This window comes from Pseudomonas kielensis (assembly GCF_030505375.1).
Taxonomy (GTDB): domain Bacteria; phylum Pseudomonadota; class Gammaproteobacteria; order Pseudomonadales; family Pseudomonadaceae; genus Aquipseudomonas; species Aquipseudomonas kielensis.
Genome location: NZ_CP130043.1, coordinates 238,946 through 261,647 on the forward strand (window position 1 = coordinate 238,946; position 22,702 = coordinate 261,647).

21 protein-coding genes and 1 pseudogene are annotated in these 22,702 nt (G+C 62.5%); 14 read left to right on the top strand and 8 right to left on the bottom strand.

Going from position 1 to position 22,702, the window contains the following annotated elements; translation table 11 throughout:
* Window positions 1-15: 15 nt before the first annotated feature.
* Window positions 16-795: an ABC transporter substrate-binding protein gene (locus tag Q1W70_RS01255; RefSeq protein ID WP_095167862.1), complete on the bottom strand. Its 780-nt coding sequence runs from the start codon at window positions 793-795 to the stop codon at window positions 16-18.
* 258 nt (window positions 796-1,053) lie between these two features.
* Between Q1W70_RS01255 and Q1W70_RS01260 the strand changes: the two genes are divergently transcribed.
* Entirely contained in the window at window positions 1,054-1,713 is a 660-nt protein-coding gene (locus Q1W70_RS01260) for a type 1 glutamine amidotransferase (protein ID WP_182344044.1), read from the top strand.
* A gap of 7 nt (window positions 1,714-1,720) precedes the next feature.
* On the opposite strand, the gene Q1W70_RS01265 is transcribed toward Q1W70_RS01260, so the two are convergent.
* Entirely contained in the window at window positions 1,721-2,155 is a 435-nt protein-coding gene (locus Q1W70_RS01265; protein WP_185818632.1) for a rhodanese-like domain-containing protein, read from the bottom strand.
* Window positions 2,156-2,255: 100 nt separating this feature from the next.
* On the opposite strand from Q1W70_RS01265, the gene ftrA reads away from it, so the two are divergent.
* Window positions 2,256-3,233 (top strand): transcriptional regulator FtrA, encoded by a 978-nt coding sequence (gene ftrA / locus Q1W70_RS01270; RefSeq protein ID WP_166592385.1) that lies wholly within the window; start codon window positions 2,256-2,258, stop codon window positions 3,231-3,233.
* 61 nt (window positions 3,234-3,294) lie between these two features.
* On the opposite strand, the gene Q1W70_RS01275 is transcribed toward ftrA, so the two are convergent.
* Window positions 3,295-4,524: an acyl-CoA dehydrogenase gene (locus tag Q1W70_RS01275; protein WP_185818633.1), complete on the bottom strand. Its 1,230-nt coding sequence runs from the start codon at window positions 4,522-4,524 to the stop codon at window positions 3,295-3,297.
* A gap of 164 nt (window positions 4,525-4,688) precedes the next feature.
* On the opposite strand from Q1W70_RS01275, the gene Q1W70_RS01280 reads away from it, so the two are divergent.
* The 3 genes from Q1W70_RS01280 to Q1W70_RS01290 all read left to right on the top strand — a co-directional run bounded on the left by Q1W70_RS01280 (window position 4,689) and on the right by Q1W70_RS01290 (window position 7,052).
* Complete coding sequence (locus Q1W70_RS01280; RefSeq protein WP_166592383.1) at window positions 4,689-5,624, top strand: LysR family transcriptional regulator; 936 nt, start codon at window positions 4,689-4,691, stop codon at window positions 5,622-5,624.
* Window positions 5,625-5,724: 100 nt separating this feature from the next.
* Window positions 5,725-6,135: a MerR family transcriptional regulator gene (locus Q1W70_RS01285; protein ID WP_095167852.1), complete on the top strand. Its 411-nt coding sequence runs from the start codon at window positions 5,725-5,727 to the stop codon at window positions 6,133-6,135.
* Between the two features lie 17 nt (window positions 6,136-6,152).
* Window positions 6,153-7,052, top strand: a complete 900-nt coding sequence (locus Q1W70_RS01290) for a hydroxymethylglutaryl-CoA lyase (RefSeq protein ID WP_166592382.1) — start codon at window positions 6,153-6,155, stop codon at window positions 7,050-7,052.
* A 697-nt stretch (window positions 7,053-7,749) separates the two neighbouring features.
* Here Q1W70_RS01290 and Q1W70_RS01295 read toward each other — a convergent pair.
* Window positions 7,750-9,447: an AMP-binding protein gene (locus tag Q1W70_RS01295; protein ID WP_182344039.1), complete on the bottom strand. Its 1,698-nt coding sequence runs from the start codon at window positions 9,445-9,447 to the stop codon at window positions 7,750-7,752.
* A 218-nt stretch (window positions 9,448-9,665) separates the two neighbouring features.
* On the opposite strand from Q1W70_RS01295, the gene Q1W70_RS01300 reads away from it, so the two are divergent.
* From Q1W70_RS01300 to Q1W70_RS01315, 4 genes are all read left to right on the top strand, one after another.
* Window positions 9,666-10,829 carry an isovaleryl-CoA dehydrogenase gene (locus Q1W70_RS01300; protein WP_095167847.1) on the top strand — a complete coding sequence of 388 codons (1,164 nt, stop codon included), beginning with the start codon at window positions 9,666-9,668 and terminating at the stop codon, window positions 10,827-10,829.
* An 11-nt stretch (window positions 10,830-10,840) separates the two neighbouring features.
* Window positions 10,841-12,448: a carboxyl transferase domain-containing protein gene (locus Q1W70_RS01305; protein ID WP_159994630.1), complete on the top strand. Its 1,608-nt coding sequence runs from the start codon at window positions 10,841-10,843 to the stop codon at window positions 12,446-12,448.
* A 105-nt stretch (window positions 12,449-12,553) separates the two neighbouring features.
* Window positions 12,554-13,369: a gamma-carboxygeranoyl-CoA hydratase gene (locus Q1W70_RS01310; protein ID WP_166592380.1), complete on the top strand. Its 816-nt coding sequence runs from the start codon at window positions 12,554-12,556 to the stop codon at window positions 13,367-13,369.
* A complete protein-coding gene (locus Q1W70_RS01315) occupies window positions 13,369-15,318 on the top strand; it encodes an acetyl/propionyl/methylcrotonyl-CoA carboxylase subunit alpha (protein WP_302098527.1) in 1,950 nt (649 codons plus the stop codon). The genes Q1W70_RS01310 and Q1W70_RS01315 overlap by 1 nt, the downstream gene beginning before the upstream one ends.
* A gap of 42 nt (window positions 15,319-15,360) precedes the next feature.
* Here Q1W70_RS01315 and Q1W70_RS01320 read toward each other — a convergent pair whose 3' ends face one another.
* A complete protein-coding gene (locus Q1W70_RS01320) occupies window positions 15,361-16,020 on the bottom strand; it encodes a S24 family peptidase (RefSeq protein ID WP_302098528.1) in 660 nt (219 codons plus the stop codon).
* Between the two features lie 130 nt (window positions 16,021-16,150).
* On the opposite strand from Q1W70_RS01320, the gene Q1W70_RS01325 reads away from it, so the two are divergent.
* Both Q1W70_RS01325 and Q1W70_RS01330 read left to right on the top strand, forming a co-directional pair.
* On the top strand, window positions 16,151-16,492 hold the full coding sequence (locus Q1W70_RS01325) for a DUF6124 family protein (protein ID WP_182344034.1): 342 nt from the start codon (window positions 16,151-16,153) through the stop codon (window positions 16,490-16,492).
* A gap of 524 nt (window positions 16,493-17,016) precedes the next feature.
* Complete coding sequence (locus Q1W70_RS01330; RefSeq protein WP_182344032.1) at window positions 17,017-18,168, top strand: M14 family metallopeptidase; 1,152 nt, start codon at window positions 17,017-17,019, stop codon at window positions 18,166-18,168.
* Between the two features lie 37 nt (window positions 18,169-18,205).
* Here Q1W70_RS01330 and Q1W70_RS01335 read toward each other — a convergent pair whose 3' ends face one another.
* The gene (locus Q1W70_RS01335) at window positions 18,206-18,658 is read right to left on the bottom strand and encodes a winged helix-turn-helix transcriptional regulator (RefSeq protein ID WP_166592375.1); all 453 of its coding nucleotides are present in this window, start codon (window positions 18,656-18,658) and stop codon (window positions 18,206-18,208) included.
* An 83-nt stretch (window positions 18,659-18,741) separates the two neighbouring features.
* Here Q1W70_RS01335 and Q1W70_RS01340 point away from each other — a divergent pair.
* Window positions 18,742-19,731 (top strand): annotated as a pseudogene (locus tag Q1W70_RS01340) (MFS transporter); the annotation flags it as partial.
* Here Q1W70_RS01340 and Q1W70_RS01345 read toward each other — a convergent pair.
* Together Q1W70_RS01345 and Q1W70_RS01350 are read right to left on the bottom strand one after the other, a co-directional pair.
* A complete protein-coding gene (locus Q1W70_RS01345) occupies window positions 19,623-20,165 on the bottom strand; it encodes a cytochrome b (RefSeq protein WP_166592374.1) in 543 nt (180 codons plus the stop codon). The pseudogene Q1W70_RS01340 and the gene Q1W70_RS01345 overlap by 109 nt on opposite strands.
* Window positions 20,162-21,247, bottom strand: a complete 1,086-nt coding sequence (locus Q1W70_RS01350; protein WP_265537413.1) for a catalase family peroxidase — start codon at window positions 21,245-21,247, stop codon at window positions 20,162-20,164. The genes Q1W70_RS01345 and Q1W70_RS01350 overlap by 4 nt, the downstream gene beginning before the upstream one ends.
* Window positions 21,248-21,405: 158 nt before the next feature.
* Here Q1W70_RS01350 and Q1W70_RS01355 point away from each other — a divergent pair, with 158 nt between their 5' ends.
* Window positions 21,406-21,912 carry a sigma-70 family RNA polymerase sigma factor gene (locus tag Q1W70_RS01355; protein ID WP_166592372.1) on the top strand — a complete coding sequence of 169 codons (507 nt, stop codon included), beginning with the start codon at window positions 21,406-21,408 and terminating at the stop codon, window positions 21,910-21,912.
* Window positions 21,909-22,661 (top strand): anti-sigma factor family protein, encoded by a 753-nt coding sequence (locus Q1W70_RS01360; protein WP_302098529.1) that lies wholly within the window; start codon window positions 21,909-21,911, stop codon window positions 22,659-22,661. The genes Q1W70_RS01355 and Q1W70_RS01360 overlap by 4 nt, the downstream gene beginning before the upstream one ends.
* Window positions 22,662-22,702: the final 41 nt, after the last annotated feature.

Sequence of the window (22,702 nt, forward strand, 5' to 3'; positions counted from 1 at the left end):
TTTCCAACGGTGAAATTACTCGCCGTAAACGTCGAAATTGAAGTACTTGTCCTGCACTTGCTTGTACTTGCCATTGGCGCGGATTTCAGTGATGGCAGTGTTGAACTTGTCCGCCAGCTCCTTATCGCCCTTGCGCACGGCAATGCCTGCACCGCCACCGAAGTACTTGGCGTCTTCATAGGTCGGGCCAACAAACGCAAAACCTTTACCGGCGTCGGTTTTCAGGAAGCCGTCGTCCAGGGTGACCGAGTCGGCCAGCATCGCGTCGAGGCGGCCAGAGACCATGTCCAGGTTGACTTCCTGCTGGGAGCCGTAGCGCACCAGCACGATACCGGCCGGCTGCAGCACTTCGGTGGCGAAACGGTCGTGGGTACTGGCACGCAGAACCCCGACTTTCTTGCCCTTGAGCTCGGTCAGCGGATCCTTGATGTCGGAACCGGCCTTCATCACGAAACGTGCCGGGGTGTGGTAGTACTTGATGCTGAAGTCGACGTTCTTCTTGCGGTCGTCAGTGATGGTCATGGACGACAGGATCGCGTCGATTTTCTTGACCTTGAGCGCGGGAATCAGGCCATCGAACTCCTGCTCGACCCAGGTGCACTTGACTTGCATCTGCGCGCACAGCGCGTCGCCGATGTCCACGTCGAAACCGGTCAGCTTGCCGTCTGGGGTTTTCATCGAGAACGGCGGGTAACCGGCTTCGATACCGATACGGATCGGCTTGGCGTCTGCGGCCACGGCCGAGAGGGACAACACGGACAGTGCCAGAGCACCGAACATCACTAGCTTCTTCATTTATAACTCCTGTGTGCGGAGACTCTTGTTGGCGACCTCGACGGTAGCTTGTGGCTAGTATTTATCGAAGTGGCCGGCAGTCTAGAGCTGCACCCAGCGAGCAAATTGTGCATATGCGACAAATAGTTATAGAAAAGTGGCAAAGGTGTGAGCACAGATGACCCCTTGCCTCGACCTACCGAAATGGCCTACAGAAGCATCACGCTTTGCGTCATGATGCCCGCGCAGTCCGACATTCACCTGCGACGGTTCCCGCCCATGCTCGCACCTTCAAATTCAGTGCAGTTGATTCAGCACCACCCTGCCGAAGGCCCCGGCGCCATTGCCACCTGGGCGCAATCCAGGGGCCTGACCCTGGCGGTATTCCGCGCTGACCTCGGGCACTTGCCAGCGGTGAGTGCCGCTCCGGTGATTATTCTGGGAGGGCCATACGAATCCAACGCCGGCCCCGCGTGGCTGGCGCAAGAACGCCAGTGGCTGGCCGCCAGCCTGGCGCAGGGGGCACCGGTGTTCGCCATCTGCCTGGGCGCACAATTGCTGGCCCTGAGCCTGGGCGGCCAAGTGCGCCGCATGGCCACGACTGAAACCGGCTGGACCACCGTCAACTTTGCCGACGGCTCGGCATTGAAGGTACTTGAATGGCACGAAGACGCGATTGACCTGCCGCCTGGCGCGCAGTTGCTGGCCAGCAGTGCGCTGTGCGAGCAACAGATGTATGCCGTCGGCTCGACCCGTATCGGCTTGCAATTCCACCCGGAATGGAACGCCGAGTCGGTTGCCCAACTCAACGCCCATTTCGCCGATGAATCGCCCCTGCCCCGCCACCAGGACCACAGCGCCGCTTACCGCCAGGTGTACGACTGGCTGCAGGTGACACTGGATCAATGGCACCTGGCCGCAACCGCCGCCTCGCGGTAACGGACGCTCAGCACTCGCAGCCAATTGCCACATCGGCCCGCGCTGCACCTGCGGCACTTAATACAAATCCCTCATCCAGCCACCCGGTCACTCCACCGATCATTTCCTTGACCGAGTACTCCAGCGCCGCCAGTTTCACCGCGGCCTTGTTGGCGCCATTGCAATGGGGGCCGGCGCAATACACCACGAACAAGGTGTCCTTGGGGTAACCCGCCAACAACCCGGCCGTGATCAGGCGCCCGGGAATGTTGATCGCCCCCGGCAGATGACCGCGCTGGTAAGCCAAAGGCCCACGCACATCCACCAGGACAAAATCCACTGCACCGGCCTCCTGGCTGCTGAAGACGTCGGAACAATCGGTTTCAAAGGTCAGGCGGTTGCTGAAATGCATCAAGGCAACGGCGCTAGGGGCTGCAGGAATCGCGCGAACCAGGCTGGTCATGGGTGTTCTCCAAAGCATGTGTGGGCTTGCCAGCACTGTATCGAACCGACCTGAAGCGCTACAGTGGCGCACAAGACACTCACTGGGAACTTTCCGCCAAATGCACAGCACACCCGGTTCTGTAGCGATCCTGGCCTACGACGGCCTCTGTACCTTTGAGTTTGGCATTGCGGTGGAGATCTTCGGCCTGGCACGGCCCGAGTTCGACTTCCCTTGGTACCAGCACCGGATCGTCGCCGTCGATCAGGGCCCGATGCGGGCTACCGGCGGCATTCAGGTGTTGGCCGATGGCGGCATGGAACTGCTGGAGACCGCCCGCACCATCATCATTCCCGGCTGGCGCAGCCGCAGCGATCCGGTGCCCGCCACTCTGTTGGCGGCATTGCGCCGGGCCCACGGGCGCGGAGCACGCCTGGTGTCGATCTGTTCCGGGGTGTTTGTGCTGGCGGCCAGTGGCCTGCTCGACGGCTTGCGCGCCACCACCCACTGGCGCTACACCGACGAACTGAGCGCACGCTACCCCAACATCCTGGTGGACCCGGACGTGCTGTACGTGGACGCGGGCCAGTTGCTCACCTCGGCTGGCAGCGCCGCCGGCATCGATGCCTGCCTGCACCTGGTGGCGCGGGACTTTGGCACCCAGGTGGCCAATTCGGTGGCGCGCCGGCTGGTGATGTCACCGCAACGCACCGGCGGCCAGGCGCAGTTCATCCCCGCCCCGGTCAGCCGCACACCCCGCAGCGACCTGTCACGGGTAATGCAATGGGCTCGCGAGCGCTTGCACGAACCACTGGAAGTACGCGACCTGGCCAGCCAGGCGGCAATGAGCGAGCGCACCTTCCTGCGCCGTTTCAGCGAAGCCACCGGGGCTTCGCCCAAGTCCTGGCTGCAACAGCAACGCCTGGCCCGCGCCCGTGAACTGCTGGAAAGCAGCCGGCACACGACCGAGCAGATTGCGCAGCAGTGCGGCTATCGCAGTGTGGAGAGTTTTCGCGTGGCCTTTCGCACGGTGGTCGGGTTGGCACCGTCGGTGTATCGCGAGCGGTTTGGTCGCGGCGAGCAGGCGCTGCCGGCCTAGGACCGAAACGTCAGCACCCGCCAACGCCAAAGGCGCGGGCGGGTGTCAGGTGAGGCGCGGTTTAATGGCCGCTACGGAGCATTTCCTTGGGCACATACTTGCCGATTTCGAACTTGCCGATCGCCGCACGGTGCACCTCGTCCGGGCCATCGGCCAGGCGCAAGGTGCGTTGCATGGCGTACATGTAGGCCAGCGGGAAATCGTTGGAAACCCCGGCACCGCCATGGATCTGGATCGCCCGGTCAATGACCCGCAAGGCCACGTTCGGGGCGACCACCTTGATCTGGGCGATCTCGCTTTTCGCCACTTTGTTACCCACGGTGTCCATCATGTAGGCAGCCTTGAGGGTCAGCAGGCGCGCCATGTCGATTTCCATCCGCGAGTCGGCAATCTTGTCGATGTTACCGCCCAGGCGTGCCAGCGGTTTGCCGAAGGCCGTGCGATTGACCGAGCGCTTGCACATCAATTCCAGCGCGCGCTCGGCCATACCGACCGAACGCATGCAGTGGTGAATGCGGCCCGGGCCGAGGCGACCCTGGGCGATCTCGAAACCACGTCCCTCGCCCAACAGTACGTTTTCGTAGGGCACACGGACGTTTTCGAACAGCACTTCGGCGTGACCGTGGGGCGCGTCGTCGTAGCCGAATACCGGCAGCGGACGCAGAATTTTTACCCCAGGAGTGTCCACCGGCACCAGGATCATCGAGTGCTGCGCATGGCGTGGCGCATCCGGGTTGCTCAGGCCCATGAAGATCAGAATCTTGCAGCGCGGGTCGCAGGCCCCGGAGGTCCACCATTTCTTGCCATTGATCACCCACTGATCGCCATCGCGCTCGGCACGGGCCGCCATGTTGGTGGCATCGGATGAGGCCACATCCGGCTCGGTCATGGCGAACGCCGAACGGATCTCGCCGCGCAGCAGGGGTTCAAGCCAGCGCTGTTTCTGCTCTTCGTTGGCGTAGCGCACCAGCACTTCCATGTTGCCGGTGTCCGGCGCCGAGCAGTTGAAGGGTTCCGGCCCCAGCAAGGAGCGCCCCATGATCTCCGCCAGCGGTGCGTATTCGAGGTTGGTCAGGCCGGCACCGAGTTCCGATTCCGGCAGGAACAGGTTCCACAGGCCTTCGGCCTTGGCCTTGCTTTTGAGTTCTTCCATGATCGCGGTGGGCTGCCAGCGATCACCTTCGGCGACCTGGCGCTCAAACACGGCTTCGGCTGGATAGACGTAAGCATCCATGAACGCAGTCACGCGTTCACGCAGTTCCTGAACCTTGGGCGAATAAGCGAAATCCATGGGCGGCTACCTTTTTTGACGAGGTGATGAAGTCGTTATTGAGGGCATGAATTGATGCTAGATCAGCGTTGATAATTTACCTAGCCTATTCTCGGCGTGTATTAACATTCATCACCGATATATGATCGACTGATCGAGCCCACCTACAACAAGAGCGTAGTGACATGAATCTGAGCAAGGTCGACCTCAACCTTTTCATCGTCTTCGATGCCATCTATACCGAAGCCAACCTGACCCGCGCCGGGCAGATCGTCGGCATTACCCAGCCCGCAGTGTCCAACGCTCTGGCCCGCCTGCGCGAGACCTTCAACGACCCGCTGTTCGTGCGCACCGCCCAGGGCATGGTGCCGACACCGATGGCGCAGAACATCATCGGCCCGGTGCGCAATGCGCTCTCGCTGTTGCGGGTCTCGGTCCAGGAAAGCCGCATCTTCAACCCGTTGCAGGCGGTCAAGACTTACCGCATCAGCATGACCGACCTCACGGAAGCGGTGATCCTGCCGCCGTTGTTCCAGCGCCTGCGCCGCCTGGCCCCGGGCGTGGTCATCGAAAGCTTCCTGTCCAAGCGCCGCGAGACCACCAAGGAACTGGCCGCCGGACGCCTGGACTTCGCCGTCGATGCGCCGCTCAACACCGACCCGCAAGTGCGCCACGTCAAGCTGATGGAAGACCGGTACGTCTGCGCCATGCGCAAGGGGCACCCCATGGCCGGCAAGGAAAAGTTCAGCCTCGACGATTACCTGTCCCTGACCCACATCCATATTTCCAGCCGTCGCAGCGGCCTGGGCCATGTCGACCTGGCACTGGGCAAGATGGGCATCCAGCGCAAGATCGCCCTGCGGTCGCAGCATTACCTGATGGCCTCTCAGGTCCTGCAGCAAACCGACATGGTGATGACCGTGCCGGAACGTTTTGCCCGCCGCCATGAACTGCAATCATTCCTGCTGCCGGTCAACGATGTGCCCCCGGTGGCAACCCACCTGTACTGGCACGAAAGCACCGACCAGGACCCGGCCAACCGCTGGATGCGCGAGCAGATGATCGAGTTGTGCCAGCAGGTCACGGCGCACGAGAAGAAGCTGGATAAGCAGCAGGCTTGAGGGCGGGTATCGGACAATGGGGTCTGGTGCAGCGCTTGCTGCTTGACGTTTACGTCAACCTGACATTAGCTTAGCGCCAAGCCCCTTTTTCGAGCGTGCCATGAGCAGCCAGACCTACAGCATTTCCGACCTCGCCCGCGAGCTCGACATCACCACCCGCGCCATCCGTTTTTATGAAGAGCAAGGACTGCTCAGCCCCGAGCGGCGCGGGCAGGAGCGGATCTACTCGCCTCGGGACAAGGTCAGCCTGAAGCTGATCCTGCGGGGCAAGCGCATTGGCTTTTCCCTGGCCGAATGCCGCGAGCTGATCGAACTCTACGACCCCACCAGCGGTAACACCAAGCAGTTGAACAGCATGCTGGCGAAAATCAGCGAACGCCGGGAACAGCTGGAACAGCAACTGCTGGACATCGAACAGATGAAGCTGGAGCTCGACACCGCCGAAGAGCGCTGTGTCCAGGCGCTGGAACAGACCCTCAAGAGCCAGCAGGCCGCGCCTTCACACTCCTAACCACAGGTGAACCTGATATGTCCCTCCCCTCCCATGTACGCCTGATCGAAGTCGGCCCACGCGATGGCCTGCAAAACGAAGCCCAACCCATCAGCGTCGCCGACAAGGTGCGGCTGGTCGACGCGTTGACGGCCGCCGGCCTGGGTTACATCGAAGTCGGCAGCTTCGTTTCGCCCAAGTGGGTACCGCAAATGGCCGGCTCCGCCGAAGTGTTCGCGCAGATCCAGCGCAAGCCCGGGGTTACCTACGGTGCGCTGGCGCCGAACCTGCGTGGGTTCGAAGACGCCATGGCCGCCGGGGTCAAGGAAGTCGCGGTGTTTGCCGCCGCCTCCGAAGCCTTCTCGCAACGCAACATCAATTGCTCGATCAGCGAAAGCCTGGAGCGATTTGTGCCGATCATGGACGCCGCCCGCCAGCACGGTGTCAGTGTGCGCGGTTACGTGTCCTGTGTGCTGGGCTGCCCGTACGAAGGTGACGTGGCCCCGGAGCAAGTGGCCCTGGTTGCTCGCGAGCTGTATGCCATGGGCTGTTATGAGGTGTCCCTGGGGGACACCATCGGCACCGGCACCGCCGGCGCTACCCGGCGGATGTTCGAGGTGGTGGGCGCCCAGGTGCCACGGGACAAACTCGCCGGCCACTTCCATGACACCTACGGCCAGGCCATGGCCAACGTCTACGCCAGCCTGCTCGAAGGCATCGCGGTGTTCGACAGCTCCATCGCCGGCCTGGGCGGCTGCCCGTACGCCAAGGGTGCCAGCGGTAACGTGGCCACCGAAGACGTGCTGTACCTGCTCAACGGCCTGGGGATCGAGACGGGGGTGGATATGCCGCAATTGCTGGTGGCCGGCCAGCAGATCTGCGACGTCCTGGGGCGAGTAACGGGTTCGCGCGTGGCCAAGGCCCGCAGCGCCCAGTAAATGTGTGCCGGGGTGTTACCGCCCCGCACCAAAACGAGTAACACGGAAACAACCTGAGGGAATTTTTAGCCTGGGCTTGTTCGACAAAATATTAAGTCATTGATTTTAAAGGACTTTTAAAAGTTGGCACGGGTTCTGCTATCTCTATGGCATAACAAGAACAAAAAAAGCGGCAAACCTAATAAAAATAAGACGTAACGACTCTGACATAACAAAAACAACACGGCAGAGACGCAGCTAACAGATTTTTTTGGAGAAGGTGTGCTTTCAGGGTGCTGCTTGCAGTGACCCGCAACCGGGCAGAGAACAATAAAACTACCTTCAGGTAGCTCCCGAACTGGTTGGATCGCTTGGCGAAAAAGCAGATCAGCGCTCAAAAAAATACGTTTGCTCTTGACCCCGCATGGGGGTCGCACAAAACAGCGGTAAAGGGCCACGGTTGCCAAAAACAACAACAGACCGCCCCTTAATAATAAAAATAGAGCACGCAACGACAAATTAAAGGGGAGCCTCGGCTCCCCTTTGTGCTGTCTGGGGTTTAAGGTCCCCGCCACCCCCATTTGCAGAAGCAGCGGATCAACCCATCACCCACTGTGGGAGCGAGCGTGCTCACGATAGCGGTGGCTCATCCGACATCCATGCTGGACATACCATCGCCATCGCGAGCAAGCCGCGTGCGGCTTGCTCGCCCCTGCAGTCAGCCCTTGACCTCCCGCAGCTCCTCGATGGAGATCTCGCGCATCTTGAACTTCTGGATCTTGCCAGTCACGGTCATCGGGAACTCCTCGACGAACTTGAAGTGACGTGGCGTCTTGAAGTGGGCGATGCGCTCCTTGCACCAGGCTTGCAGCTCCAGTTCGTTGGCGCTGTGACCGGGGTGGAATTTGATCCAGGCGACAATCTCCTCGCCATATTTCTCGCAGGGAATGCCGATTACCTGTACATCCGCCACCGCCGGGTGGGTGAAGAAAAATTCTTCCAGCTCGCGCGGATAAATATTCTCGCCGCCACGAATGATCATGTCCTTGTTACGCCCGGCGATGCAGACGTAGCCCTCTTCGTTCATGGTCGCCAGGTCGCCGGTGTGCATCCACCCGGCCTGATCGATGGCTTCGGCGGTGCCCTCAGGGTTGTTCCAGTAGCCGAGCATCACGCTGTAGCCGCGGGTGCACAGTTCACCAATGGTGCCGCGGGGCACGAGGTTGCCGGCTTCATCGATAATCTTGCTTTCCAGTTGCGGCTGGGTGCGGCCGACGGTCGTCACCCGCAGCTCCAGATTGTCCGCAGGACCGGTCTGCAACGACACCGGGCTGGTTTCCGTCATGCCGTAGGCAATCTGCACTTCGTTCATGTGCATTTCGCTGATGACCCGGCGCATCACCTCAATCGGGCAGGTCGCCCCGGCCATGATGCCGGTGCGCAGGGACGACAGGCCAAACTCCTTGCGCCGCGGGTGATCGAGCATGGCGATGAACATGGTCGGCACGCCATACAAGCCGGTGGCCTTTTCCTGGGCCACGGTTTCCAGGGTCAACAGGGGATCGAAGGCGTCGTTGGGGTAAATCATGGTGGTGCCATGGGTGATACACCCCAGGTTGCCCATCACCATGCCGAAGCAGTGGTACAGCGGCACCGGGATCACCAGGCGATCGTCGGCCGTCAGCCCGAGGCTTTCGCCCACCATGTAGCCATTGTTGAGGATGTTGTAGTGACTGAGGGTGGCTCCCTTGGGGAAACCGGTGGTGCCGGAGGTGTACTGAATGTTCACGGCCTGGTCGAAATGCAAGCTGTTCTGCCGCGCCTTGAGCTGCTCGGGCGGCACCCCTGCCCCCAGCTCTGTCAGTTGCGACCAGGGCAGGAAGCCTGCGGGCGGCTGCGGGTCGAGGCTGATGACGCCGCGCAGTTGCGGCAGGCGCTCGCACTGCAATTGGCCGACCGGGTGTTGCGCCAACTCCGGCGCCAGGCCTTGCAGCATGGCGTGGTAATCGGAGGTCTTGAAGGAGCCGGCACATACCAGCCACTGGCAACCGGACTGCTTGAGCACGTACTCCAGCTCCGAGCTGCGATAGGCCGGGTTGATGTTGACCAGAATCACCCCGATCTTCGCGCTGGCGAACTGGCTGATGCACCACTGGGCACAATTGGGCGCCCAGACGCCGAGGCGATCCCCGGCCTGCAGGCCCAGCGCCAGCAGCGCCCTGGCGTGCAACTCCACCGCCTCGGCCAGTTGCGTCCAGCTGTAGCGCAACTGCTGGTGGCGGACCACCAACGCTTCGCCCTGCGGGTAACGGGCGACCGTGTTGTCGAATGCCTGGCCAATGGTCATCGCCAGCAAGGCTTTGTCCTGTGAGCCACGGGTGTAGCTGTGCTGTGGGTGAGCACTGTGTTGATCCATGACGACCCCTATTGTCTTTATTAGCGGGTGTGTGGAAGCCCGGCATCATGCCGCCGGACCCGACCTGAACTGCCTCTACTCTCGCTCAAGTTGACGTTAACGTAAAGGGCGATTGACAGCCATTCGTCTCAGGTTTACGTTAACGTAAAGGTGACAGTCGACTCGGCGCGCATCGCAGGCCGATTCTCCATTGATAAAAACAAGTTTGAAGGTGCCCCATGAGCTATCCGTCTCTGAACTTTGCCCTCGGCGAAACCATCGACATGCTGCGTGACCAGGTCCGCGCATTCGTCAGCAAAGAGATCGCGCCCCGCGCCGCCCAGATCGACATCGACAACCTGTTCCCCGCGGACCTGTGGCGCAAGTTCGGCGACATGGGGCTGTTGGGCATCACCGTCGCGGAAGAGTACGGCGGTGCCGGCCTGGGCTACCTGGCCCACGTGGTCGCGATGGAAGAAATCAGCCGCGGCTCGGCCTCGGTCGCCCTGTCCTACGGCGCTCATTCCAATCTGTGCGTCAATCAGATCAACCGTAACGGCAACCACGAGCAGAAAACCAAGTACCTGCCCAAGCTGATCAGCGGCGAGCACATCGGCGCGCTGGCCATGAGCGAGCCGAATGCCGGTTCCGACGTGGTCTCGATGAAGCTGCGCGCCGATAAACGTGGCGACCACTATGTGCTTAACGGCAGCAAGACCTGGATCACCAACGGTCCGGACGCCAATACCTACGTGATCTACGCCAAGACCGACCTGGAAAAGGGTCCGCACGGGATCACCGCGTTCATCGTCGAGCGTGACTGGAAAGGCTTCAGCCGCAGCAACAAGTTCGACAAGCTGGGCATGCGTGGCTCCAACACTTGCGAGCTGTTCTTTGACGACGTCGAAGTCCCGCAAGAGAACATCCTCGGCGTGCTCAACGGCGGCGTCAAAGTCCTGATGAGCGGCCTGGACTATGAGCGCGTGGTCCTGTCCGGCGGTCCTACCGGGATCATGCAAGCCTGCATGGACCTGATCGTGCCTTACATCCACGACCGCAAGCAGTTCGGCCAGAGCATCGGCGAATTCCAGCTGATCCAGGGCAAGGTCGCCGACATGTACACCCAGCTCAACGCCAGCCGCGCCTACCTGTATGCGGTGGCCCAGGCCTGCGAGCGTGGCGAAACCACCCGCAAGGACGCCGCCGGGGTGATCCTCTACAGCGCCGAACGCGCCACCCAGATGGCCCTCGACGCGATCCAGATCCTGGGGGGCAACGGCTACATCAACGAATTCCCGGCCGGTCGCCTGCTGCGCGACGCCAAGCTGTACGAAATCGGTGCCGGCACCAGTGAGATCCGTCGCATGCTGATCGGTCGCGAACTGTTTAACGAAACCCGCTAACGGAGCTGTCCATGGCCATCCTGCACACCCAGCTCAACCCCCGTTCGGCGGAGTTCGCCAGTAACAGCGCGGCGATGCTCGCTCAGGTCGACGCACTGCACACCCTGCTCGCCCAGGTCCAGCAAGGCGGCGGCGCCAAAGCCCAGGAGCGGCATACCTCGCGGGGTAAACTGCTGCCCCGCGAGCGGATCAACCGCTTGCTCGATCCTGGCTCGCCCTTCCTGGAAATCAGCCAGTTGGCGGCGTACCAAGTCTATGGCGAAGACGTCCCGGCAGCGGGTGTGATTGCCGGCATCGGCCGGGTCGAAGGCGTTGAATGCATGATCGTCGCCAACGATGCCACGGTCAAAGGCGGCTCCTACTACCCACTGACGGTGAAAAAACACCTGCGGGCCCAGACCATTGCCCAGCAGAATCGCCTGCCGTGCATCTACCTGGTGGACTCCGGCGGTGCCAACCTGCCACGCCAGGATGAGGTGTTCCCGGACCGTGAGCACTTCGGCCGGATCTTCTTCAACCAGGCCAACATGAGTGCCATGGGCATTCCCCAGATCGCCGTGGTCATGGGCTCCTGCACCGCCGGTGGGGCCTATGTGCCGGCCATGGCCGACGAAGCCATCATGGTGCGTGAGCAGGCGACGATCTTCCTCGCCGGCCCCCCGCTGGTGAAAGCCGCGACCGGCGAAGTGGTGAGTGCCGAAGACCTTGGCGGGGCCGATGTGCACTGCAAGATTTCCGGGGTCGCCGACCACTACGCCGACAGCGACGAACATGCCCTGGCCCTGGCCCGACGCAGCGTCGCCAACCTCAACTGGCGCAAGCTGGGCGAGCTGCAACAGCGCACGCCGATTGCTCCGCTGTTTGCCAGCGACGAGCTGTATGGCGTGGTTCCGGCTGACGCCAAGCAACCGTTTGATGTCCGCGAAGTGATCGCGCGCCTGGTCGACGGCTCGGTGTTCGATGAGTTCAAGGCGCTGTTCGGCACCACCCTGGTGTGCGGTTTTGCCCACCTGCACGGTTACCCGATCGCGATCCTCGCCAACAACGGGATCCTCTTCGCCGAAGCCGCACAGAAAGGCGCGCACTTCATCGAACTGGCCTGCCAGCGCGGGATTCCCCTGCTGTTCCTGCAAAACATCACCGGCTTCATGGTCGGCCAGAAGTACGAAGCCGGCGGCATCGCCAAGCACGGCGCCAAGCTGGTGACCGCGGTGGCCTGTGCCAAGGTGCCGAAGTTCACCGTGATCATTGGCGGCAGTTTCGGCGCCGGCAACTACGGCATGTGCGGGCGCGCCTACGATCCGCGGTTCCTGTGGATGTGGCCCAACGCGCGCATCGGCGTGATGGGGGCCGAGCAGGCCGCTGGCGTGCTGGTGCAGGTCAAGCGCGAGCAGGCCGAACGCAGCGGCCAGGACTTCAGCGCCGCCCAGGAAGCCGAAATCAAGCAGCCGATCCTCGATCAGTACGAAGAACAGGGCCACCCCTACTACTCCAGTGCGCGGTTGTGGGACGACGGGGTCATTGACCCGGCGCAAACCCGTGACGTGCTGGCGCTGGCGTTGTCCGCTTCGCTGAACGCAGCGGTCGAACCGACTCGCTTTGGCGTGTTCCGGATGTGATCCCGCAGGCGTCAGGCTGCCCGCGAAAAGAGCGCTTGAGACAGGCGCAATGACGTTCGCCGGCAAGCCCGAGGCCTGCATCGAAGAGTTGTGCAGAGGTTAGACATGAGCGACTTCAATACCCTGGAACTGCTGACCGATCCCCGTGGTTTCGCCACGCTCTGGCTCAGCCGCGAAGCCAAGAACAACGCGTTCAACGCCGAAATGATTCGTGAGCTGATCCTGGCGCTGGACAAGGTCCAGGCCGATCCGAGCCTGCGTTTTCTGCTGGTGCGCGGGCGTGGCAAACATTTCAGTGCCGGCGCCGACCTGGCCTGGATGCAGCAATCGGCCGAGCTCGACTATCACACCAACCTGGACGATGCCCGCGAGCTCGCCGAGTTGATGTACAACCTGGCCAAGCTGAAGCTCCCGACCCTGGCCGTGGTGCAAGGCGCGGCCTTTGGCGGCGCGGTGGGCCTGGTCAGTTGCTGCGACCTGGCGATCGGCACCGATGACGCGCAGTTCTGTCTGTCGGAAGTGCGCATCGGCCTGGCGCCCGCGGTGATCAGCCCCTTCGTCGTGCAAGCCATCGGCGAGCGTGCGGCCCGTCGTTATGCCCTGACAGCCGAGCGCTTCAGTGGCCAGCGGGCCCGGGAGCTGGGCCTGCTCAGCGAAAGCTATCCGGCCAGCGAGCTGGAGTCACAGGTCGAAAGCTGGATCAGCAACCTGCTGCTCAACAGCCCGCAAGCCATGCGCTCGAGCAAAGAGTTGCTGCGTGAAGTCGGCAGCGGTGCGCTGAACCCAGCCCTGCGCCGCTACTGCGAAAACGCCATTGCCCGGATCCGGGTCAGCCCCGAAGGCCAGGAAGGCTTACGGGCCTTCCTGCACAAACGTCCGCCGAGCTGGCAGGCACCCTCCACCCCCCAGGAGCCACGTTGATGAGCGCACCTGTACTCACCACCCTGCTGGTGGCCAACCGCGGCGAAATCGCTTGCCGCGTCATGCGCACCGCCAAGGCCCTGGGCCTGACGACCGTGGCCGTGCACAGCGCCACTGACCGCGACGCCCGCCACAGCCGCGAAGCGGATATCCGCGTGGACCTGGGCGGCAGCAAAGCGGCCGACAGTTACCTGCAGATCGACAAGTTGCTGGCCGCGGCCAAGGCCAGTGGCGCCCAGGCGATTCACCCCGGCTACGGCTTCCTTTCGGAAAACGCCGGCTTTGCCCGCGCCATCGAAAACGCTGGGCTGATTTTCCTCGGCCCACCGGCCTCGGCCATTGACGCCATGGGCAGCAAGTCTGCCGCCAAGGCCTTGATGGAAACCGCCGGCGTACCGCTGGTCCCGGGGTATCACGGGCAAGCCCAGGACCTGGAGACCTTCCGCATCGCCGCCGAGCGCATCGGCTACCCGGTGCTGCTCAAGGCCACGGCCGGGGGCGGCGGCAAGGGCATGAAAGTGGTCGAGGACACCAGCCAGTTGGCCGAGGCCCTGGCCTCGGCCCAACGCGAAGCCCTGTCATCGTTCGGCGACTCGCGGATGCTGGTGGAAAAATACCTGCTCAAGCCGCGCCACGTGGAAATCCAGGTGTTTGCCGACCAGCACGGCAACTGCCTGTACCTCAACGAACGGGATTGCTCGATTCAACGTCGCCACCAGAAAGTGGTGGAAGAAGCCCCGGCCCCCGGCCTCAGCGCCGAGCTGCGCAAAGCCATGGGCGAGGCGGCGGTACGCGCTGCCCAGGCCATCGGTTATGTCGGTGCCGGCACTGTGGAGTTCCTGCTGGACTCGCGTGGCGAGTTCTTCTTCATGGAAATGAACACCCGCCTGCAGGTCGAACACCCTGTCACCGAAGCCATCACCGGCCTGGACCTGGTGGCCTGGCAGATTCGCGTCGCCCAGGGCGAGCCACTGCCGATGACCCAGGCGCAGGTGCCGCTGATCGGCCATGCGATTGAAGTGCGTCTGTACGCCGAAGACCCGAGCAATGACTTCCTGCCGGCCACCGGGCACCTGGCGCTGTACCGCGAATCCACCCCGGGCCCGGGGCGTCGAGTGGACAGTGGCGTCGAGGAAGGCGACGTTGTTTCGCCATACTATGACCCGATGCTCGGCAAGCTGATTGCCTGGGGCGAGGACCGCGAACAGGCGCGCCTGCGCTTGCTGAGCATGCTCGATGAGTTTGCCATTGGCGGTTTGAAGACCAACATCAGCTTCTTGCGCAGAATCGTCGCCCACCCGGCATTCGCCGCAGCCGAACTGGATACCGGATTTATCCCACGCTACCAGGAGCAATTGCTGCCGGCACCCCAGGCACTCAGCGATGAGTTCTGGCACGTTGCCGCCCAGGCCTTCGCCCAAAGCCGACGCCCCAGCGTGCGCGGCGACGACCCGAGCTCACCGTGGGCCAACGGCAACGGTTTCCGTGCCGGCTTGCCGGCTGAAACCACCCTGCACCTGAGCTGTGAAGGCCAGGACCGGGCCATTACCCTGGCACCGGCCAACGCCCACACTGCTGAGCTCAAGGGCGAGCAGCTGCAGGTCGAGCATCAGGGACTGCGCCGCCAGTTGCGGGCGATTCGCCAGGACCGGCAGCTGTACCTGCAATGGGCAGGCGAGTTGCGCTGCATCAGCGAGTACGACCCGATTGCCGCCGTGGAAGCCAGCCACAGCCATCAAGGCGGCCTGACTGCTCCAATGAACGGCAGCATTGTCCGGGTGTTGGTCGAAATCGGGCAGACGGTGGAAGCCGGTGCGCCACTGGTGGTGCTCGAAGCGATGAAAATGGAGCACAGCATTCGGGCGCCCCAGGATGGCGTGATCAAGGCTTTGTATTGCCAGGAGGGCGAGATGGTCACCGAAGGCAGCGCGCTGGTCGAGCTGGAGTAACCGGGAGTCACCGGCAGGTCCTGTGAGCCAGGACCTGCCGGGTTAAAACCGCGCGGTGGCCTGCACCACCACGCCGATGATCCGACACTGGTCGGTAAACAGGGCCTTGGGGTAGGTCGGATTCAAGGGCACCAGATACCGTTGCCCGCCCTCCTCGATCAACTTGCGAAAGGTCGCTTCGGCGCTGTCGGCCCATTGCGCGATCACCAGCTTGCCCGGCACCGCTTCCACCGCCGGGTCGACCAGGATCAGCATGTCCTGGGCAATGCTGATGCCCGTGGGGGCGGTCATCGCGTCCCCCACCACCACCAACCAGAAGGCTGCACCCTGGGCACGGTAATCCGACATCTCGGAGCGCCCGTTGCCGTAGGCCGGCACCTGGACTTCGCGCACTTGCGACACTAGCCGCCAGTCGCTCACCGGGTAACGAAAGTACGGGTTGTACTTTTGCGCCAGCGACCCCGACTGCTCATCGCCAGCGTCCTGCGCCTGCTCGACCTCCCTGAGCACCATGGCCACTTCGAGAAAACCCAATCCGAGTTCCCGCAGCACCCGGTTCATGTCATCGAGGCTGGGCTGCCGGCGTTTGTTCAGCCAATGCCCGACACCGCCCTGTGACATGGCGAGACGCTCTGCGAGTTTTTCCTGAGTGATCCGCAGTTCACTCATCTTGGCCTTGACCAATTCAATCCATTTATCCATGGGCGGAACAATACTTCGCGTTGGCTGACCCTCAACACACACATTGTAGTATTTAATTTTTGGTCATGAATACAGTTGGTACTATTCTCTAGCAACACCAACGGCACCACCCACGGAGTAAGTACTCACCATGGATAACACCGACAACACGTTGCCCGCGCCGCAAACCACCGGCGACTTCACCGCGCTCAACAACTGCGCCGCCGCCCAGCGCGCATTGGACTATTACTTGAAACCCGCTGTTTCAGAGCCTCAGGTCATCGAACAACTCTTCGATGTCAGCCGCCACGTCAGCCGCGAGGAGGCCCTGGTGCATGCCTCGGACCTGCTGCGCTGTGCAGCCGCCTGCGCCCATGAATCGGCGGACAGCCTGCAGGGCGCAAGCCGCGACCTGGCGTTTTCGGTGGTGCACATGATCGACATGGCAAAAGCCATGGTGGACAGGTCACTGGACGCAGAACAGATCTATTGAGAAAAGCCGGTTGAAACCGAGGAAAACGTGCGGATCAGGATCAGATCGGCAGCGTCTGGCAAAGCGACGGGAAAGATTTTTCCCAGGTGAGGGGTAAAAATAGTTGACTTGCAAATGATAATGATTATTATTGCACGCAACTGGTCGCGAGATCAGTCGATAGACCAAGGGACCTTAGGTCGGACTCTTGGAATATCTCCTCATCAGGCTAATCACGGTTTTTGACCCGGCTTTTTGCCGGGTCTTTTTTTTGCCAGTTATTCTGGCTTTGGCTTCAGGCTAATGAAGATGGGTACTGCTGAATTCGATGGCGCGAATGATATCAAAAGACCATCTTTTTGCAACACGACTCACAAAAACCCGAATTAAACACTGATAAATAGCACTTGAGAATCAATCGCATAGCCACTAAGCTGCTGCAGCGTCAAGGACGACGCCCCCCCGCCTTTCCCGGTAAATTGCCCTCGGCTTTGCCCCCCGCACGTGTAAAGTAACGCCATAAAAATCATATCCAGGATGAGATTATGACCGTGGCTCAACGCTCCTTTGATATCACTGCCAACTTCGACAGCGGCAACATCGAAGTGCTGGACCTCAGCAACCCGCTACAGGCCCTGCTGGCCATCAGACCCGACACCCACAGCCCACATTTCCAGTGGTTCCACTTCAAGGCCAGCGGCCTGCATGTGGGCGAAGAACACTGGTTTCGCCTGAGCAACGCCAGTAAGTCTTCCTACAATAAGGCCTGGGACGGTTACCAGGCCGTGGCCTCCTACGACCACGTCAACTGGTTCCGGGTGCCGACCATTTTTGAAGGCGACTGCCTGCGCTTCAGCCTGGAAGCCAGCGAGACTCACGCCTGGTTCGCCTACTTCGAGCCCTACAGCCGCGGCCGCCATGACTGGCTGATCGAGCAGGCGCTGGGCAAGGCGGGTACCGAGCTGTTGGCGACCGGCAAGAGCGTCGAAGGCCGTGACATTCAACTGTTGCGCAAGGGCAGTGGTGCCGAAGGCCAGCGCAAGGTCTGGATCATCGCCCAGCAGCACCCTGGTGAACACATGGCCGAATGGTTCATGGAGGGGGTGATCGAACGCCTGCAGCAGCACAATGATCCAGAGCTCAACAGCCTGCTGGCCAGTGCCGACCTGTACCTGGTGCCTAACATGAACCCGGACGGGGCTTTCCACGGCCACCTGCGCACCAACGCCATGGGCCAGGACCTCAACCGTGCCTGGCAGAGCGCAAGCCAGGAGATCAGCCCGGAAGTGTTGTTCGTGCAGCAGCACATGGACCAATACGGGGTTGACCTGTTCCTGGATATCCATGGCGACGAAGAAATCCCCTACGTGTTCACGGCTGGCTGCGAAGGCAACCCTGGCTACACGCCACGCCTGGCCGCGCTGGAGGAGCACTTCCGCAGCCATCTGAAACACAAGACCCGCGACTTCCAGACCACCCACGGCTACACCCGCGACCTGCCGGGCCAAGCCAACATGACCCTGGCCTGCAACAGCGTCGGGCAGAAGTTCGACTGCCTGTCTCTGACCCTGGAGATGCCGTTCAAGGACCACAACGACGCCCCGAACGCCCTCACCGGCTGGTCCGGCAAGCGCTCGATGCAATTGGGCAAAGATGTGTTGTCGACCGTCGCCGAACTGGTGAAAACCCTGCGCTGATCGCTCAACTGGCCGCATGCCTTAGCGCATGCGGCCCTCAGGCCTCGCCGGCAGGCAGCCGCCGGCAATCTTCTGGCCCCAGCAAGCGGCCGTCCTCGGCGCGCAGTTCCAGTGGCCTGATTGGCTGCCCCGTCTGGCGATCCACCAGCCGCGAATGGGCCTCGCCCTGGGTAAAGAAAAACGCCTCGCCCCACTGGCGCAAGCCAATGATCAACGGAAACAGCCCGCGGCCTTTCTCGGTCAATCGGTATTGCTGGTAGGCGCTGCCATCGGCTGCCGGCAGCAGTTCGAAAATCCCATGTTCGACCAGCGCCCGCAGGCGCGCCGAGAGGATGTTCCTGGCCATGCCCAGGTTGCGCTGGAACTCACCGAAACGGCAGATGCCATCGAAGGCATCCCGCACGATCAGCAACGACCAGACATCACCGATGGCGTCCAGTGAACGGGCGACGGGGCATTCGGCGTCGGCAAAGGCAGTGCGTTTGACCATGGGTAAGCTCACAGGCAGGCCATCGAAAATGTAGTTGCAATATAAATCCACATACGAGATCGACTATGAAGCCTAGTGTGCCCCTAACCGGGTTGCTCGCGGTGGTGACCCAGGTATTGGTGGCCTATGCCGCCACGCTGGCCATGCCGCAGCAACGGGGTCGGGTGGTCGGCGTGGTCACCAGCGGCATCGTCGTCGGCATCCTGCTGGCCCGTACCGTGTCCGGGGCCATGGCCGACCTGGCCGGGTGGCGCTCGATCTATTGGCTGTCGGCCGCGCTGACCTTGCTGATGGCCCTGCTGCTGCTTTACGTGCTGCCCAAACAGGAGGCCGCGCAGCCCCAGCAACGCTACTGGCGCCTGATCGGCTCGGTGTTTGTGCTGTTCAAGGAAGAACCCGTGCTGCGCCAGCGGGCGGTGTTGGCCTCGCTCTCGTTCGCCAGCGCCATGGTGCTGTGGACGCCCATGGTGTTGCCGCTGAGCGCGCCGCCCTTGTCGCTGTCCCATAGTCAGATCGGCCTGTTCGGGCTGGCGGGTGCCGCCGGGGCCCTGGCCGCTGCCCGCGCCGGGCATCTGGCCGACCGTGGCCTGGGCCACTGGGTCAGCGGCCTGTCCCTGCTGCTGATGCTTGCCTCGTGGTTGCCGATCGGCCTGGCCCAGTCGTCGCTCTGGGCCTTGCTCCTGGGGGTGATCACCTTCGACCTCGGCCTGCAGGCCATGCACGTGACCAGCCAGAGCCTGATTTACGGCGTACGGCCCGAGGCGCAAAGCCGGCTGACCGCCGGGTACATGCTGTTCTACTCGATTGGCAGTGCCCTGGGTTCACTCGCCTCGACCGCCGTCTACGCCTGGGCCGACTGGTTCGGCGTGTGCCTGCTGGGTGCCGGGATCAATGCCCTGGCGCTGGTCTACTGGCTGTCGACCCGAAGAAGCGCTGCCCACCAACGCGGCAGCGCCCTGCCCGATCAGCGATCCTTGCCGGACAGCATGCTCTGCAACACGCCGTCACGCCGGACCCAGCCGTGGAACAGTGCCGCGGCCAGGTGCAGCAATACCGTGAGGAACAGCAGGTAGGCCAGGTAACCATGAGCTTTGCGCAAAAAGGCAAACAGCGTGGCATTGGCCGGTACGATTGCCGGCAGTTGCACGCCAATCCCCAGCGTCACCGGATCGCCCGCGGCCGAAATCATCGCCCAGCCGAGCACTGGCAAGATCAGCATCAGGGCGTACAGCAACCCATGGGACGCCTTGGCCGCGAGCACCTGCCAGCCGGGCAAGTCCGCCGGCAAGGGCGGCTGGCGCGTCGAGAAACGCACAAACAGGCGCACGATCACCAGCAACAGGATCGCCACGCCCAACGGCTTGTGCAGGTGGATCAGCCATTCATGGCGCTCGGACACCGAGGCGACCATGCCGGCACCGATGAACAGCATGGCGATCACCAGCAACGCCATCAGCCAGTGCAGCAGCCGCGCCAGGGGCGCGAAGTGATTCGGTTGCGCGCTCATTGGGCGGCCTCCTGTTTAGCGCCAGGCAACTGGCCGACTTCGCTGGTCCGGCGCAGGTAAGAGCTGGCGTAGGCGGCCGAGCGCGCCGCCAGCAAAGGGTCGTTCGAGGGCTCGATGCCACTGGGCAGAATCAGCGGGTCATAGTTGATATCCCGGCACTCGCCGCTGTTTTGCGCCTGGCTGCTTTGCAGCACCAGCGTCCCGGCGTTCAACACCTTGCGTGCGGCCGGCCAGGCTTGACTGGCGTCATCCGTGGGGTCCGTCGGCTCGGCCAGGGTAATCAGCAACTGCCAGCGCAGCGGCCCGGCCTGCAGGCGCTCGCGCAAGTCCTGTTCGAGAAAATCAGCGCCTTGCGTGGCGCCGGTGGATGCACCGTCCTGGGCCAGCGGGACTACCCCCCAACGCACGGCCTGGCGTTGACCCGCCGAATTCACCAGATAAAACGCATTGATGCCGTTATAAGTCTCGGTGGCGTAGCTGGCCGAGGGTTTGGCGCTCTTGACCCAGCGCAGGAACGGCGCGGTTTCCGGGTGTGCGGCAAAAAATGCCGGGGCCGCCGCCGGATCCGGCTTGCCCGTTGCAGGGTCCGGGCTCTGCGCCTGCTGCAACTGATAGAACGCCTGCGGCGTACCGACCGGGAACACCGGCATGCTGTTCATCCCGGTGCGCCATTGCTGTCCGTTAGCCTGGGTGAAACGCAACGCCAGGCTACGGATCGGCACGCTGCTATCCGGCGCGTAGGGATTGCCGCTGGGCAAGGCAAACCGCCCCACCACCGGGGTTCGTGCCGCATTGAACACCTGCGCGGTGGAATAGGCACGCACCTCGTTACTGCTCTCGAAATAGCCGATCACGCACACGCCCTTGGCGTGATTGCGGCGAAATCCTGGATGAACACCGTTGTTGGTTTCGAGCACGTTGACCAGTGCCTTGGGGGTCAGGCGCTGTGGGTCGAGAGAACCGTTGACGTAGGCAAGGGCCACAGCCATAGCGCCAACCACCAGGCCAATCGCGGCCAGGCGCAGGGCCAGGCTGACGGGACTCAAAGGGGGCCTGTCGGGGGTCGGGGAACGATCTACCATGTAACACTCCAGGGCCGGGAACGGCTTGTGGCAAGGATCAGGCAGACGTTGCCCGCCGAGGTTTATTCCATGGCCCGGTGTTTATTTCTGCGCCACGGGAATAACCTCCACTGCCAAGCGTCTCTCTGGTCCCAAGCGTAGTGACTGGCCCGCCCACCATGAATAATCTCGACGAACAGTTACGTGACCTGATCCCCAGGCTGCGCCGCTTTGCCGTCTCGCTGACCCGCAATGGCAGCAGCGCCGACGACCTGGTGCAGTCCTGCCTGGAGCGCGCGCTGTCGAGTTGGGGCAGCAAACACCCGGAGGGCGATCTGCGGGCCTGGCTGTTTGCGATTCTGTACCGGCAGTTTCTCGACGCCCATCGCCGCTCCCGGCGTTATGCGCGGATGCTCGAGTTTTTCACCGGCCGCGACGAGCCGCAGCCTTCGCTGGAGCGTACGGTGATCGCGCAGACCACCCTGCAAGCCTTCGACCGGTTGCCCACTGAGCAACGGGCGCTGTTGCTCTGGGTGTCGGTGGAGGGCTTGAGTTATAAAGAGGTCGCCGAGATCCTCGGTGTCCCTACCGGCACCGTGATGTCTCGTCTGTCCCGGGCGCGCCAGGCCTTGCGCCAACTGAGCGACGGTGAAATCAGCAGCCCTTCCCTGCGGAGACTCAAATGATCAGCATGCCTCCCAGCGTCAATGACCTGCACGCCTACGTCGACCATCAGCTCAACGATGCCGACCGGCGCCTGGTGGAGACGTACCTGGCGGCCAACCCGCAGATGGCCGAGCAGGTCCGCGCCTGGCAGCAGGATGCCCAGCAACTGCGGGCAGCCCTGGGCGGCGCCTTGCAACAGCCGAACAACCCGGACCTCGACCCGAGCCTGATTCGCCAACGCCGCAAGCGCCAGTCCCGGCGTCACCTGGCCAATGCTGCCCTGCTGCTGATCGCGGTCAGCGTCGGCGGCCTGGGCGGCTGGCAGGCACGGCAAATGACCTTTGGCAGTGGCACCCTGCCGATGACGGACGCGATGCAGGCGTACCGGATGTTCGCCCAGCAAGGCCTGCTGCCGGCCGACTATCGGGTCCGTGACGACGGCGACATGCAGGGCTGGCTCGACCAGTATTTTGCCCACGCCAACCGCCTGCCGGACCTCGCCAACTCGGGTTTCCAACCGGTCAGTGCACGGTTGCTGAGCACCGACCAGGGCCCGGCAGCCATGGTGATGTATGAAGATCAAGGCGGGCGCAAGATCAGCTTCTACATCCGTCCGCCCGGCCCGCGGAACTACCTGCTACCCAAAGGCAGTCGCAGCGACGGTGAATTGCAGGCGCAATACTGGTCGGGGGCCGGCTACAACTATGCGATGGTCAGCGAAGCCCGCGATCCGGCCACCCAGATCATCCGGCAGACCCTGAAGTTCTAGCCGCCCACCCCGGACGTTTACCGCTATCATTCCCACGTTTG

What these genes read in the sequence shown, in the direction of transcription:
- Q1W70_RS01335 (WP_166592375.1), bottom strand. Translation starts at nt 18,658, where the DNA reads ATGGTCAAACGCACTGCCTTTGCCGACGCCGAATGCCCCGTCGCCCGT.
- Q1W70_RS01310 (WP_166592380.1), top strand. Translation starts at nt 12,554, where the DNA reads ATGAGCGACTTCAATACCCTGGAACTGCTGACCGATCCCCGTGGTTTC.
- Q1W70_RS01350 (WP_265537413.1), bottom strand. Translation starts at nt 21,247, where the DNA reads ATGGTAGATCGTTCCCCGACCCCCGACAGGCCCCCTTTGAGTCCCGTC.
- Q1W70_RS01325 (WP_182344034.1), top strand. Translation starts at nt 16,151, where the DNA reads ATGGATAACACCGACAACACGTTGCCCGCGCCGCAAACCACCGGCGAC.
- Q1W70_RS01285 (WP_095167852.1), top strand. Translation starts at nt 5,725, where the DNA reads ATGAGCAGCCAGACCTACAGCATTTCCGACCTCGCCCGCGAGCTCGAC.
- Q1W70_RS01330 (WP_182344032.1), top strand. Translation starts at nt 17,017, where the DNA reads ATGACCGTGGCTCAACGCTCCTTTGATATCACTGCCAACTTCGACAGC.
- Q1W70_RS01280 (WP_166592383.1), top strand. Translation starts at nt 4,689, where the DNA reads ATGAATCTGAGCAAGGTCGACCTCAACCTTTTCATCGTCTTCGATGCC.
- Q1W70_RS01345 (WP_166592374.1), bottom strand. Translation starts at nt 20,165, where the DNA reads ATGAGCGCGCAACCGAATCACTTCGCGCCCCTGGCGCGGCTGCTGCAC.
- Q1W70_RS01260 (WP_182344044.1), top strand. Translation starts at nt 1,054, where the DNA reads ATGCTCGCACCTTCAAATTCAGTGCAGTTGATTCAGCACCACCCTGCC.
- Q1W70_RS01305 (WP_159994630.1), top strand. Translation starts at nt 10,841, where the DNA reads ATGGCCATCCTGCACACCCAGCTCAACCCCCGTTCGGCGGAGTTCGCC.
- Q1W70_RS01265 (WP_185818632.1), bottom strand. Translation starts at nt 2,155, where the DNA reads ATGACCAGCCTGGTTCGCGCGATTCCTGCAGCCCCTAGCGCCGTTGCC.
- ftrA (WP_166592385.1), top strand. Translation starts at nt 2,256, where the DNA reads ATGCACAGCACACCCGGTTCTGTAGCGATCCTGGCCTACGACGGCCTC.
- Q1W70_RS01295 (WP_182344039.1), bottom strand. Translation starts at nt 9,447, where the DNA reads ATGGATCAACACAGTGCTCACCCACAGCACAGCTACACCCGTGGCTCA.
- Q1W70_RS01315 (WP_302098527.1), top strand. Translation starts at nt 13,369, where the DNA reads ATGAGCGCACCTGTACTCACCACCCTGCTGGTGGCCAACCGCGGCGAA.
- Q1W70_RS01300 (WP_095167847.1), top strand. Translation starts at nt 9,666, where the DNA reads ATGAGCTATCCGTCTCTGAACTTTGCCCTCGGCGAAACCATCGACATG.
- Q1W70_RS01275 (WP_185818633.1), bottom strand. Translation starts at nt 4,524, where the DNA reads ATGGATTTCGCTTATTCGCCCAAGGTTCAGGAACTGCGTGAACGCGTG.
- Q1W70_RS01360 (WP_302098529.1), top strand. Translation starts at nt 21,909, where the DNA reads ATGATCAGCATGCCTCCCAGCGTCAATGACCTGCACGCCTACGTCGAC.
- Q1W70_RS01355 (WP_166592372.1), top strand. Translation starts at nt 21,406, where the DNA reads ATGAATAATCTCGACGAACAGTTACGTGACCTGATCCCCAGGCTGCGC.
- Q1W70_RS01290 (WP_166592382.1), top strand. Translation starts at nt 6,153, where the DNA reads ATGTCCCTCCCCTCCCATGTACGCCTGATCGAAGTCGGCCCACGCGAT.
- Q1W70_RS01255 (WP_095167862.1), bottom strand. Translation starts at nt 795, where the DNA reads ATGAAGAAGCTAGTGATGTTCGGTGCTCTGGCACTGTCCGTGTTGTCC.
- Q1W70_RS01320 (WP_302098528.1), bottom strand. Translation starts at nt 16,020, where the DNA reads ATGGATAAATGGATTGAATTGGTCAAGGCCAAGATGAGTGAACTGCGG.